This is a genomic window from Micromonospora sp. NPDC127501 (genome assembly GCF_040302185.1).
Taxonomy (GTDB): domain Bacteria; phylum Actinomycetota; class Actinomycetes; order Mycobacteriales; family Micromonosporaceae; genus Micromonospora.
Genome location: NZ_JBEORJ010000020.1, coordinates 36,085 through 48,833, shown reverse-complemented (window position 1 = coordinate 48,833; position 12,749 = coordinate 36,085). Strand labels below are relative to the sequence as shown.

Annotated in this window: 10 protein-coding genes; 8 read left to right on the top strand and 2 right to left on the bottom strand. The window is 68.7% G+C overall.

The features are described from left to right. The first annotated feature begins 229 nt into the window (after positions 1-229). The 4 genes from ABTW72_RS31145 (at position 230) to ABTW72_RS31130 (ending at position 4,544) form a co-directional block, all read left to right on the top strand. The gene (locus ABTW72_RS31145; protein WP_350865138.1) at positions 230-502 is read left to right on the top strand and encodes a GlsB/YeaQ/YmgE family stress response membrane protein; all 273 of its coding nucleotides are present in this window, start codon (positions 230-232) and stop codon (positions 500-502) included. A 442-nt stretch (positions 503-944) separates the two neighbouring features. After that, on the top strand, positions 945-2,819 hold the full coding sequence (locus ABTW72_RS31140; RefSeq protein ID WP_350865135.1) for a pectate lyase-like domain-containing protein: 1,875 nt from the start codon (positions 945-947) through the stop codon (positions 2,817-2,819). Positions 2,820-3,183: 364 nt separating this feature from the next. Further along, entirely contained in the window at positions 3,184-3,330 is a 147-nt protein-coding gene (locus ABTW72_RS31135; protein ID WP_350865132.1) for a hypothetical protein, read from the top strand. After that, positions 3,330-4,544, top strand: coding sequence for a YeiH family protein (locus ABTW72_RS31130; protein ID WP_350865129.1), 1,215 nt, complete (start codon positions 3,330-3,332; stop codon positions 4,542-4,544). The genes ABTW72_RS31135 and ABTW72_RS31130 overlap by 1 nt, the downstream gene beginning before the upstream one ends. A 68-nt stretch (positions 4,545-4,612) precedes the next feature. Here the strand turns inward: ABTW72_RS31130 and ABTW72_RS31125 are convergent, their stop codons facing one another. Together ABTW72_RS31125 and ABTW72_RS31120 are read right to left on the bottom strand one after the other, a co-directional pair. Beyond that, on the bottom strand, positions 4,613-4,822 hold the full coding sequence (locus tag ABTW72_RS31125; protein ID WP_350865126.1) for a hypothetical protein: 210 nt from the start codon (positions 4,820-4,822) through the stop codon (positions 4,613-4,615). A gap of 99 nt (positions 4,823-4,921) precedes the next feature. Then, positions 4,922-6,280, bottom strand: coding sequence for a glycosyltransferase family 2 protein (locus ABTW72_RS31120; protein WP_350865123.1), 1,359 nt, complete (start codon positions 6,278-6,280; stop codon positions 4,922-4,924). 248 nt (positions 6,281-6,528) lie between these two features. Here ABTW72_RS31120 and ABTW72_RS31115 point away from each other — a divergent pair, with 248 nt between their 5' ends. From ABTW72_RS31115 to ABTW72_RS31100, 4 genes are all read left to right on the top strand, one after another. After that, the gene (locus ABTW72_RS31115) at positions 6,529-7,581 is read left to right on the top strand and encodes a GDP-mannose 4,6-dehydratase (protein WP_350865120.1); all 1,053 of its coding nucleotides are present in this window, start codon (positions 6,529-6,531) and stop codon (positions 7,579-7,581) included. Between the two features lie 124 nt (positions 7,582-7,705). Further along, positions 7,706-10,093 carry a glycoside hydrolase family 99 protein gene (locus ABTW72_RS31110; RefSeq protein WP_350865118.1) on the top strand — a complete coding sequence of 796 codons (2,388 nt, stop codon included), beginning with the start codon at positions 7,706-7,708 and terminating at the stop codon, positions 10,091-10,093. 175 nt (positions 10,094-10,268) lie between these two features. Continuing rightward, positions 10,269-11,795, top strand: coding sequence for an FxSxx-COOH system tetratricopeptide repeat protein (gene fxsT / locus ABTW72_RS31105; protein ID WP_350865115.1), 1,527 nt, complete (start codon positions 10,269-10,271; stop codon positions 11,793-11,795). A gap of 124 nt (positions 11,796-11,919) precedes the next feature. After that, a partial coding sequence (locus ABTW72_RS31100; protein ID WP_350865113.1) for a tetratricopeptide repeat protein occupies positions 11,920-12,749 on the top strand: 830 nt, incomplete at its 3' end.

The window sequence follows — 12,749 nt, the reverse complement described above, 5'->3', positions numbered from 1 at the left end:
AGCGCCGGTAAGGCGACCTGAAGCCGACCGCAAACGCGCGGCCGCACCATGCCTCCTCTCGCGATCATGCACTTTCTGTGACGACATAAGGTGTGGAAGCGGCGTCTCGGCCGCACAAAGTGCAAGATCGCATGGGTTGCGGCCGAGATGGAGATCCAGAGGGTGTTTCGCGGATCGTTGCCTTGGGCAATCAAAGGCCGGCCACATCCCCTCTCAAAGGACGACTCCCGTGGAAATTACCGGGTTCTTCGCCGCCATCATCATCGGTCTGATCATCGGCGTGCTGGGCCGGCTGGCGGTGCCGGGCAAGCAGAACATCCCCATCTGGCTGACCCTGCTCATCGGTGTGGTCGCGGCGCTCCTCGGCACCCTCGTCGCCGGTGCCGTCGGCGTCGATGACACCAGCGGGATCGACTGGATCGAACTGATCCTGCAGGTCGTCTTCGCCGCTGTCGGCGTGGCGATCGTCGCCGGCGCCTACGGCCGCCGCCGGGTGCGCTGACCTCTCACACCATCGTGCCGGCCCGCCCTCCCGAGGAGGGCGGGCCTCGCCGTATCCGGACTCCGAATGGACCGGTGATCCTTGAAGAAGTCGGCGGGAGAGCGACCGACCTTCGCGACGACCCCCTTCTCAGCGGGGACGGAACTGCGCTGCTCAGCACCGGTCGCCATCGCCAGGCCCGCAACCGTGACCAGCCTGGACCGTCAGTGTCGAGGTGGAAGGTCAACGCGTAGGTCGAAAGGCGGTGCCTGCCCCGCAGGGTCAACCACCCCGCCGGCACGAAGTTCGCCGTCCGTGGTCATGGCGGGCGGCCGGATTAACGGGTAGAAACATCTCAACCCCTTCCGGCCCGGCCCAACCTCCGGCGGCAAGGGTCAGAGAGCGCTCTCACCGCCCCCAGCTGCGCCGGAATCACGCCCGGCCAGCGGAGAGGACGAACCACATGACAACCCCGTCCCGAGACGTGCGCCGGAGATCCGGTCGTACCCTCCTGCTCGCTCTGGTGTTGACCACCGCCACCACGATGACCAGTACGGCGGCCAGCGCCGGCCGCCCGACGCACGGCGCACCCGACTTCGGCCCGAACGTGACGATCTTCGACCCGTCCATGCCGGTCGCCGAGATCCAGCAGACCCTCGACGCGGCGCACGCCCGGCAGGTCGACAACGAGATGGGCACCGAGCGGCACGCCTACCTGTTCAAGCCGGGCACGTACGGCACGGCCGAGCAGCCGTTGCAGGCCAAGGTCGGCTACTACACCGAGGTCTCCGGTCTGGGCGCCTCGCCCACCGACGTCGCCGTCAACGGCAAGCTGGAGGTCTACAACCGCTGCCTGGCCGACGGTGGCACCGGCAACTGCCTCGCGCTGGTCAACTTCTGGCGCACCCTGTCCAACCTCTCGCTCACCATCAACGCGGCCGGCCAGGACGACTGCCGGTCGTCGGCGAACTTCTGGGCGGTCTCCCAGGCGGTGTCGATGCGCCGACTGAACATCGGCGGCGGCGGTCTGTCGCTGATGGACTACTGCACCGCCGGCCCGCAGTACGCCAGCGGCGGGTTCATCGCCGACTCGCGGCTGCCGGCCACCACCAACGGCTCGCAGCAGCAGTGGCTGACCCGCAACAGTGAGGTCGGCAGCTGGTCCAACGCGGTGTGGAACCAGGTGTTCGCGGGGGTCCAGGGCGCACCGGACGACGCCACGTTCCCCGACCCGCCGTACACCACCCTGGAGACCACCCCGCTCAGCCGGGAGAAGCCCTACCTCTTCGTCGACGGCAAGGGTCGCTACCAGGTGCGGGTGCCCGCCGCACAGCGCGACAGCCGGGGCGTCTCCTGGGCTGACGGCATCACGCCGGGGCGCACCATCGGGATCGGCGACTTCTTCATCGCCAAGCCGTCGGACTCGGTGCGCGTCATCAACAGCCAGTTGGCGCGCGGCAAGCACCTGCTGCTCACGCCCGGCACGTACGACATCGCGCGCAGCATCGAGGTCCGGCGGCCGAACACCGTGGTGCTGGGGATCGGGCACGCCACGCTGACCGCCGTGAACGGCGCCATCCCGCTGGACGTGGCCGGTGTTCCCGGGGTGATCGTCGCCGGTGTCACGATCGACGCCGGCCTCGTCGAGTCGCCGGTCCTGCTGCGGGTCGGACGTGAGCACGGCCGCAACGCGAGCAGCCCGCACAACCCGACCACGCTCTCCGACGTGTACTTCCGGGTCGGCGGCCCGCACATCGGGCGGACGAACACCGCGCTGGAGGTCAACAGCGACAACGTGCTCATCGACCACACCTGGGTGTGGCGCGGCGATCACGGCGTCGAGGGCTTCACCGAGGGCGTCAACGGTGACACCGACCGCTGGCGTACCAACACCGGTCGCTACGGGGCCGTCATCAACGGCGACCACGTGACCGCGACCGGCCTCTTCGTCGAGCACTTCCAGCGCTACAACACGGTCTGGAACGGCGAGCACGGCACCACGATCCTCTACCAGAACGAGCTGCCGTACGACCCGCCGACGCAGGCCGACTGGATGAACGGCGCGGTCGAGGGCTGGGCCGGCTACAAGGTAGGCGACCGGGTGCGTCACCACACCCTGTACGGGGGCGGGGTGTACGTGTTCAACCAGAACAACCCGTCGATCCACACCGAGAACGGCTTCGAGGTGCCGAACCGGCCCGGGGTGCGGCTGCACCACATCATGACCGTCAACCTCAGCGCCGGCACGATCGACCACGTGGTCAACGGCGTCGGGGACGCGGCCGACATGACCAAGGTCGGAGCTCCGGTGTACCTGACCCAATACCCGACCCCGTAGCGGAGATCGGGCCTACCGACGGGGCCGGAGCCGGCGATGGCTCCGGCCCCGTCGTCCGTGCCGGGGCGGCGCGGCAGAGCGAGAATTCGGGTCTTGAATTCCTATCGAGTCGGTAGGAAAATACGTGAGTGCCGGTTGGTCCGCTCCTCACCTCGCGTCGGGTCGTCGACCTGATGCGAACCGCCAGCGAGCTCTGTCCGGGCGCACCGGGCACCGACTGAGCACCGCAGCACCGCACTCCTCTTCCGGCCGCACTGCCGGCTCGCGCGTCGACACGTGACCCGGCGCGGCTCCGCACGCTCGTCACCGCGCTTCTGAACCGATCCGGCACGGCCGGACCGGTTCACCACCATGGAGGTACGCCATGACATCCGACCAGCCACCGCCCACCCCGCCGACGGCCGGCGCGTCCCGGCTCGCGTTCAACGAGGACTGGGTGGCGACCATCCTCGGCCTGGCCCTGCTCGCCCTGGTCCTGCTGGGTGCCATCCCCGCCGGGCTGGTGCCCTGATGACCGCCGACGCGACCCGGACGGGCACCCAACCCGGCGCCGCCGACGCCACGGACGACCCGCCCACCGAGGACGTGGTCGAGCGCGACACGTCGTCGAGCACCGCCGATCCCGCCGAGCCGACCAGCGTGGCGCGTGACGGGACTTTCTGGGCGTGGACGGCGCTCGGCCTGCTGATCGTGGTCGGTCTCGCCGCGCTCACCCGCTACCTGGAGCAGAACGTCCCGGCCTGGGCCGAGGGCACCGCCGTCGAGGACATTGGAGCGGCTATCGAGTACCCGGTCTACGCGATCCTGCTCGGCCTGCTCGGCAACGTCGCCGTCACGCTGCTCGGATGGCGGGACCGGATCGCCGCCGCGTTCCGGACCGAGTTCTTCATCAAGACCGGTCTGGTGCTGCTCGGGGCGTCGATCAACCTGGCCGTCATCGCCAGCGCCGCCGGCCCGGCGATCGCCCAGGCGATCCTGCTGATCAGCGGGGTGTTCCTGTTCACCTGGTGGTTGGCCGGACGGTTCGGCCTCGACGACAAGCTGCGGGCGCTGCTCGCGTCGGCGGTGTCGATCTGCGGGGTCAGCGCGGCGATCGCCGCCGCCGGCGCGGTGCGGGCACGCCGCGAGCAGTTGGCCTACACGGCGAGTCTGGTCATCGTCTTCGCGTTGCCGTCCATCTTCGTCCTGCCCTGGTTGGCCGACGTGTTCGGGCTCTCCGACGCGGTGGCCGGCGCCTGGATCGGTGGCAACATCGACACCACCGCAGCGGTCACCGCGGCGGGAGCGCTCGCCGGTGAGGAGGCGCTCCAGATCGCCAGCATCGTGAAGGTCACCCAGAATGCCCTGATGGGCGTGGTGGCGGTCGCGCTCACCGCGTACTTCACCCTGCGGGTGGAACGACGGCCCGGCGCGGCCCGACCGGGCCTCGGCGAGCTGTGGACGCGGTTCCCGAAGTTCGTCCTCGGCTTCATCGCGGCCTCGGTCATCGCCACCTGGTACCTCGACGCGGCTGGCGCGGACGGCAAGGCCACCATCGCCATCGTCAACGACCTGCGCGTGTGGTTCCTGATCCTGGCGTTCGTCAGCATCGGTCTGGAGGTCCGGGTCGCGTCGCTGCGGGAGGCGGGTTGGCGGCCGGTGGCGGTGTTCGCCAGCGCCACAGTGTTCAACCTGGCGTTGGCGCTCGGCCTGGCGTCCCTGCTGTTCCGCAACTTCTCGGCCTGAGGCGGGCGGTCGTCCGGGCTCGCGCGGACGTTCGGGGCCGGAGCCAGGCTGGCTCCGGCCCATCACCGTCAGCGCGGTGGTGTCGTCGAGGTGGTCGGCGCGCGGTGCGACCGAATCGGTCGAGCCTCGGCGAGCACGAGTAGGAACGCCCCCGCACACAGCACGCCGATGGCGGCGGCCAGGCCGACCGGCCCGGGTAGCAGGGTGACCACGGTCAGCACTGCGCCCAGCCCGGTGCCGGCGAGCAGCACACCGGGCGCGACGATCGGCGCTCTCATCGTGGCAACCCCACCGACAGGGAACGCAGCTGGACGCCCCGTGCCGAGCGGCTGTTGTGGGTGGCGACGTCCCGGCGGCGGGCGACGTCGTTGGTGTGCTCAGCCACGGCCCGACCGTTCCATCGGCCGTGGTGCGCCGGCGGGCAGCAACTCGTCCTCGCCGAGGCGGCCGAGCACCGCGCGGGCGCGTTCGTCGTCGAGCCGCAGCAGGCGGGCGCCGGGGTGCCGGTCCAGCCACCCACGCAGCGACCAGGCCGCGATTCGCCGGTTGATCCAGTTGACCAGCGGCACCGAGTCGCCCAGCGGCAGCGCGGTCGGTGCGACGGCGTGCCAGGCTGCCGAGCCGATCGGGCTCACCTCGCACCGCCAGCGCGGCCGGCGTCCCGGCGGGTCGACGAAGAGCAACCGTTGCCCGGGCGCCAGTTGCCCCAGCACCGCCGGATGCCGGTCGACAGACCAGCGGGTTCGGCTGAACAGCACCACCCAGTCGCGGGTGTCACCGTCGGGCAGCGGGCCGACGTCGCCGCGCAGCGCGGCGAACAGGTCGCCCAGGCCCAGCGGTACGGATCGACCGAAGAGTCGCTTGACCAGGTGGTCGGCGAGCAGCACGGCCCGGAACACCGCGATCCGGTACCGGGGCTGGGTCATCCGCAGATACCCGACCAGGCTGCCCAGCAGGTGTCGAAAGCGGATGGTCGGCCCGAGCAGCCGGCAGGACGCGCCACGGCTGTGCGTGACCACCGCGTCGGGAAGCAACCACAGCTCGTGCCCCGCCTGGTCGAGCTGCCGCGCGAGGATCGCGTCGTTCCAGTAGACGGGGAACGTCTCGTCGAAGATGGTCTGCTGCCCGAGCACCGCGCGGCGCAGCAGCACGCAGCTGCCCGAGGCGAGTTGCCGGGGACGGCTGAAGTCCTCGCCCCGCATCTGGAACCGGTGCAGCGCCTGGCGGAACCCGGGCAGTCGGCGCAGCGCGGTCACCAGCGCGATGGTGGCGGCGAAGCTGGGCTGTCGAACGTAGTGCTGCTGGAAGGTGCCGTCCGGGTTGAGGTACAGCGGGCTGACCCCTGCGACGTCCGGCCGCTCCCGCAGATGGTCGACCATTCGGGACAGCGCGCCCGGGTGCAACCGGATGTCGCTGCTGAGCAGCAGGATCAGCTGCCCGTTCGCCCGCCGGTACGCCTGGTTCACGGCGGCGGCGAAACCGTTGTTGTGCTTGTTGCGGATCAGCCGGACCCGGGGTTGGTCGGCGAGCAGGTCGGCTGAGCCGTCGGACGAGCCGTTGTCGACGGCCACCACCTCGTAGTCCAGATCGGCGTCGGCGGTCGACGCCAGCGACTCCAGGCACTGTCGGGTCTGCTCGCGGGTGTTCCAGCTGACCAGCAGCACCGACAGCAGGGGAGCGCTCGTCACCCCGCCGCCCGGTTGTCGCGGTGGCGGGCCCAGAGTCTCTCTCAACACGCCGTCCTCCCTCTCCGTCCGGTGCTCCCAGGGCATGCCGGCGGACACCCCCCGGGGGAGAAAGTACTAGCGGTAAAAGGTGAATAGTGATGAATGGGTAAAACGATCCTTTCCACACTAGATCTCGCATATCTCCGCGAGGCATTCGGGCTGATCGTCCGTTTAGTGAACTTTGTTGGGTTACGGTCGAGTTCGGCCGTCCGGTTGCCGCAGCGGGCCGACCGTTTCGTCGTTCCGAGGAGTCCGACATGGACCTGCCCGTTACCGCCGTCGGTGTCGACCCGCCGACGGACCTGATTCCCGGGCGCGTGCTGGTGACCGGGGGCGCCGGCTTCATCGGCGGCCACGTGGTCGCCCGGCTGATGCTGATGGGCAGCCAGGTCCGGGTGCTCGACAACTTCTCCACCGGGCGGATCGAGAACCTGACCGACGCCGCGTACGGCGGACTGACCGAGGCGGACGTCGTGTCGGGTGACATCCGTACGCCCGAGGGTGTCGAGATCATCCACCGGTGGCAGCCGGACGTGGTGGTGCACCTCGCCGCGCAGTCGAGCGTTCCCGCGGCCCATCGTTCACCCCCGTACGACGCCGACGTGAACGTCTTCGGCACCGTCAACGTGCTGGACGCCTGTGCACGAAGCGGGGTGCGGCTGGTGATCAACGCGGCCAGCAGCGCCATCTTCGGCAGCGTCGCCGCCCAGGACCTGCCGGTCCGCGAGGACTACCCGATCGCCCCGGTGAGCCCGTACGGCGTCAGCAAGGCCGCAGGCATGCACTACCTCGACTGGTACGGGCGTCAGTACGGCCTGTCGTACACCTCGATGGTGCTCGGAAATGTCTACGGGCCGCGGCAGGAGGGCAGCGACTGCGGCGTGGTGTCCCTGATGGTCGATGCGCTGCTCGGCGGTCGGCAGGCGGTGATCTACGGCGACGGCACGCAGACCCGGGATTTCATCCACGTCAGCGACGTCGCCGAGGCGATCGCGGTCGCCTGTCACCACAACGGTGTGGGAATGGTCAACATCGCCTTGGGTCGACAGACGAGCGTCAACGAGGTGTACGACACGGTCCGGGAGGCGTCCGGCGTGAACAGCGTGGCCCGGTACGAGCCGCTGCCCTGGCCGGGCGAGGTGCGCAACATGGCGCTGGACACCAGGAAGGCGCGAGAGTTGCTCGGGTGGCACCCGAAGATCGGCTTCACCGAGGGCGTACGGACGACGGTGCGCGACGCCCGCCGCCGCCAAGCCCCCAGCCAGATCCTGTCCCCGCTGTGGGCGCGGGAGCGGGCCGTCAGCCACTGAGAAGCCAGCGCGTAATTCCCGTCATCTGATCGGGATTTTCATCGATCAGTCTAACTCTTGCGAGCCGGCATCCACTGCTGCCACGATGGCCGTCAATGCCTTCCGTCCCGAAGGAGTGGTCCTCATGGCGGTCTCCCGCCGCAGGTTCGTCACGTCGGTGCTGGCCGGGTCCGCCCTCGCCACCGCCTCCACCACCGAGCTGCTCACCACCCTGTCCAGCCCCGCACACGCCGCCAGTCCCCCCGGGGACGTGGTCGGCAAGGTGACGGTCGGCTACCAGGGCTGGTTCAGCGCCCCCGGCGACGGGGCGCCGATCGGCGGATGGTGGCACTGGGGCCGCGACCGGTTCCAGCCGCCCTCGCCCGCCAACACCACGATCGTGTCCTGGCCGGACATGCGCGAGTACACGCGCACCTATCCCACCGCGTACCCCAACCTGGGCAACGGCCAGCCGGCCACCCTCTTCTCCTCGTACGACCAGCAGACGGTGGACACCCACTTCCGCTGGATGCAGGAGAACGGCTGCGACACCGCCGCGCTGCAACGGTTCAACCCGATGGGCGACGAGGGCCCGACCCGCGACGCGATGACGCAGAAGGTCCGCTCCGCGGCCGAACGGTACAACCGCAAGTTCTACATCATGTACGACGTCACCGACTGGCTGACCTTCCAGTCGGAGATCAAGACCGACTGGACGACGAAGATGGTCGCGCACACCGCGTCCTCCGCGTACGCCCGGCAGAACGGCAAACCAGTCGTCTGCATCTGGGGCTTCGGCTTCAGCGAGCCCAGCCGACCCTTCACACCTGGCCCCTGCCTGGAGGTCATCAACTGGTTCAAGGCCCAGGGCTGCTACGTCATCGGTGGTGTGCCCACCTGGTGGCGGCAGGGCATCGAGGACTCCCGCCCCGGCTTCCTCGACGTCTACCACGCGTTCCACGCGATCTCGCCGTGGATGGTCTACCGGGCCAGGACCGTGGAGGAACTCGACTCGTACTACAACAACGTCAACGTCGGCGACATGGCCGACTGCGCGGCGCGCGGCATCGACTACCTGCCCTGCGTCATGCCCGGCGACCTCGCCGGGGGGCACCGCAAGCACGGCGACTTCTACTGGCGGCACATCTACAACATGGTCCGGCTCGGCTCCCAGGGCCTGTACGTGTCCATGTTCGACGAGTACAACGAGGGCAACCAGATCGCCAAGACGTCCGAGACGCAGGCCACCACCCCGGCCGGCGCGAACATCCGGGCCCTGGACGAGGACGGCGTGGCCTGCTCATCCGACTACTACCTGCGGATCACCGCCGACGGCGGCCGGATGCTCAAGGGACAGCTCGCGCTCACCGCCGTACGCCCCACGCCGCCGATGGTCGGCACCCCGCCACCGCCCACCGGGAACCTGGCCGCCGGCCGATCCACATCGGCCAGCAGCCAGGGCGGCGGGTTCCCGGCGTCGAACGCGGTGGACTCGAACGCCGGCAGCTACTGGGAGAGCGGCGGCGGCTCCTTCCCGCACTGGTGGCAGGTCGACCTCGGCGCCAGCCACCAGGTCAACAAGCTCGTGGTCCGGCTGCCCGCCGGCTGGGGCGCGCGCACCCAGACCATCACCGTGCAAGGCAGCGTCGACGGCAACTCCTTCGCCACCATCGCCGGGGCCTCCGCGTTCACCTTCGACCCGGCCACCGGCAACACCGTCACCCGCACGCTGACGACCACCACGGCCCGCTACGTCCGCCTCAGCATCAGCGGCAACACCGGCTGGCCGGCCGCCCAACTCGCCCAGGTCGAGGTGTACGCCGGCAGCACCGTCCCGGACAACCCGCCGACCACCCCGAGCGGCCTCACGGTCACCGGCAAGACCTCGACGAGCGTGTCCCTGGCGTGGACGGCCTCCACCGACGACACCGGGGTGACCGGCTACCAGGTACGGCAGGGCGGCACTGTCGTCGCGACCGTCACGGGCACCACGGCGACAGTGAGCGGGCTCAGCCCGTCCACCGCGTACACCTTCACCGTCACCGCCCGCGACGCCGCCGGGAACACCTCCGGCGCGTCCTCGGCGGTCACCGTGACCACTGACGCCGCGGCCAACGCGGACCTCGCCCGCGGCCGGCCTACGTCGGAGAGCAGCCACGTCCAGAGTTACGGGTCAGGCAATGTGGTCGACGGTGACGCGAACAGCTACTGGGAGAGCGCCAACAGCGCGTTCCCGCAGTGGGTGCAGGTCGACCTGGGTTCCTCGCGCACGGTCGGGCGGGTGGTGCTGAAGCTGCCGCCGTCGTCGGCGTGGGGGAGTCGGACGCAGACCCTGGCCGTGCAGGGCAGCACCGATGGGGGGAGCTTCGGGACGCTTGTCGGGTCGGCGGGGCGGACCTTCAACCCGGCCACTGGTAATCAGGTGACGCTGACGTTCACCGCCGCTCAGACGCGTTACGTGCGGATCACCGTCACCGGCAACACCGGGTGGCCGGCCGGGCAATTGTCCACCCTGGAGGTGTACGCCAACTGATCGATCATGGGGCGGCCGCCGGACGCCGACCGGCGGCCGCTCACCCATCGTCCGTGTGGCTACACGCCCTACGCACCGACCTGGCTAGCCCTCACCGCTTGGACCTCCATGGGTGCCAAGGGAGACGGCTGGCAGGTTGATTGGCGTGGAGTGGCCTGTGTGGCAGCCTGGCTGAGTGACCAATGGTGACAGTGAGACCACAGGTTGGGACTTTTTCGTTTCGTACACGCAGGCCGATCGGTCGTGGGCGGAATGGATCGCGTGGCTGTTGGAGGAAGACGGCCATCAGGTGTTGGTTCAAGCGTGGGATTTCGTGCCGGGTACTCACTGGATCCAGGGCATGCAGGATGGGACACAGCACGCTGAGCGAACGATTGCGGTGTTGTCGCCGGAGTATCTGACGTCTGTGTATGGCGGCGCAGAGTGGCAGGCTGCTTGGGCGGCAGATCCCGCCGGTCGTCTCCGCAAGTTGCTCACTGTGCGGGTAAGTGACTGTGAGCGACCGGGTCTGTTGGCCAACGTGGTGGGTGTCGACATATTCGGCGTGCCCGAGGCGAAGGCGAAGGCCCGGGTCCGATCGATGGTGGCACGAGCGCTTGTGGGGCGGGCCAAACCATCCAGGCCGCCTGCCTTCCCGGAGGGCCGGGCGATGCCGCGAGAGACGCGGTTCCCGGGGGCTCTGCCGACGGTATGGAACGTGCCCGCCCGCAACCCGCACTTCACGGGACGGGATCGGGACCTGAAGGCGTTGGCGGAGGGGTTGACGGCGGGCTTACCGCTCACCGTGCATTCGATACGTGGGCTGGGAGGAGTCGGTAAAACGCAACTCGCAGTCGAGTATGCGAACCGGCACATGAGTGCCTACGACCTGGTGTGGTGGGTGGCAGCCGAGAAACCCGCGTTGATTCCGGACCAGTTCGCGCGGCTGGCACAGCGGTTGGGTCTGGAGACCGAAGTCGATCCGGAGACGCTGCGGGTGACGGTGCATGAGGCGTTGCGGGAGGTGCCCGGATGGCTGCTCGTGTTCGACAACGCCGACGCTGTCGAGCAGGTGCGCCCATGGTTGCCAGCGGTTCCGCTCCCGCCGGGTATCCCCGGCCATGTCCTCATGACAACCCGCCGGGGCGGCTTCTCGGCCATAGGGCGCGTGCACGACCTGGACGTGGTCGAATCGGGCGAGGCGGTGGACTTGATGCGAGCACGGGTGCCTGCGCTCCCTGAGAACGTTGCAGTGCAGATCGCCGAAGAGTTGGGCCGGTTGCCGTTGGCGTTGGAGCAGGCCTCCGCCTATCTCGATAGCACTCAAATGCCGCCCACCGAGTATCTGCATTTGCTGCGTACGAGGGCCCCTGAGTTGTACAGCCGCGGCCAGTCTGCGTATCGGCCAGAGAAGATAACCACCGTGTGGGAACTGAGTCTTGAACGTCTGATGGCGGACAGTCCATCCTCTGTTCAGTTATTGGATATCTGTGCCTACTTGGCGCCAGAGCCAATACCGTTGGACTTGTTCACTACTCACCATGATTGGCTGCCGGAGCCGTTGGCGGTAACCGCACGGGATCCCCTGGGCTTCAGCGACGCCGTGGCTGCGGTGGTGGACTATTCGTTGGCGCGGCGCACGGAATCAGGGTTGCAGCTGCATCGCTTAGTGCAGGCCGCGTTGAGGCACCGTCACGGTAAAATCGTCTCCGGCACCTCCTGAATGACCAGCTGAGGGGAAGCCGGTAGTGGATTCGTTGGCTGTGGCGTTGGGCTTGTTGCGGGCCTCCGTGCCTGGTGATGATGTTCTGCGGTCTCCTGAGGGATGGCCTAGGTGGTCGGTTCTGTTGCCGCATGTTCTGACGGCCACCGGTCATGTGCCTGATGATGGTGGCGAAGATTCTGCGGTGGCTCAGGATTGTAGTTATCTACTTGATCGCGCTGCGACGTTCCTTCAGGCACACGGGCGATACGTCGAGGCCACGCCTCTGCTTGAGCGGGCGTTGGTCATCGTTGAGGCGGTGTACGGGCCGGACCATCCTGACGTGGCGACGGGGCTGAACAATCTCGCCATGGTCCTGCAGGATTTGGGGGATGCGGCGGCGGCTCGGCCGTTGCTTGAGCGGGCGTTGGTCATCGTTGAGGCGGTGTACGGGCCGGACCATCCTGACGTCGCGACGGGGCTGAACAATCTCGCGACGGTCCTGCGCGACTTGGGGGATGCGGCGGCGGCTCGGCCGTTGCTTGAGCGGGCGTTGGTCATCGCTGAGGCGGTGCACGGACGAGACCACCCTGACGTAGCGATCCGGCTGAGCAATCTCGCCATGGTCCTGCGGGCTTCGGGGGATGCGGCGTCAGCTCGGCCGCTGATTGAGCGGGCGTTGGTCATCGCTGAGGTGATGCATGGGCCGGATCACCCTGTCGTTGCGACCCGGCTGAACAATCTCGCGACGGTCCTGCGGGACTTGGGGGATGCGGCGGCGGCTAGGCCGTTGCTTGAGCGGGCGTTGGTCATCGTTGAGGCGGTGTACGGGCCGGATCACCCTGTCGTTGCGATCCGGTTGAGCAATCTCGCGACGGTGCTGCAGGATTTGGGGGATGCGGCGTCAGCTAGGCCGTTGCTTGAGCGGGCGTTGGTCATCGTTGAGGCGGTGTACGGGCCGGATCACCCTGACGT

What these genes read in the sequence shown, in the direction of transcription:
- ABTW72_RS31140 (WP_350865135.1), top strand. Translation starts at nt 945, where the DNA reads ATGACAACCCCGTCCCGAGACGTGCGCCGGAGATCCGGTCGTACCCTC.
- ABTW72_RS31135 (WP_350865132.1), top strand. Translation starts at nt 3,184, where the DNA reads ATGACATCCGACCAGCCACCGCCCACCCCGCCGACGGCCGGCGCGTCC.
- ABTW72_RS31130 (WP_350865129.1), top strand. Translation starts at nt 3,330, where the DNA reads ATGACCGCCGACGCGACCCGGACGGGCACCCAACCCGGCGCCGCCGAC.
- ABTW72_RS31125 (WP_350865126.1), bottom strand. Translation starts at nt 4,822, where the DNA reads ATGAGAGCGCCGATCGTCGCGCCCGGTGTGCTGCTCGCCGGCACCGGG.
- ABTW72_RS31115 (WP_350865120.1), top strand. Translation starts at nt 6,529, where the DNA reads ATGGACCTGCCCGTTACCGCCGTCGGTGTCGACCCGCCGACGGACCTG.
- ABTW72_RS31110 (WP_350865118.1), top strand. Translation starts at nt 7,706, where the DNA reads ATGGCGGTCTCCCGCCGCAGGTTCGTCACGTCGGTGCTGGCCGGGTCC.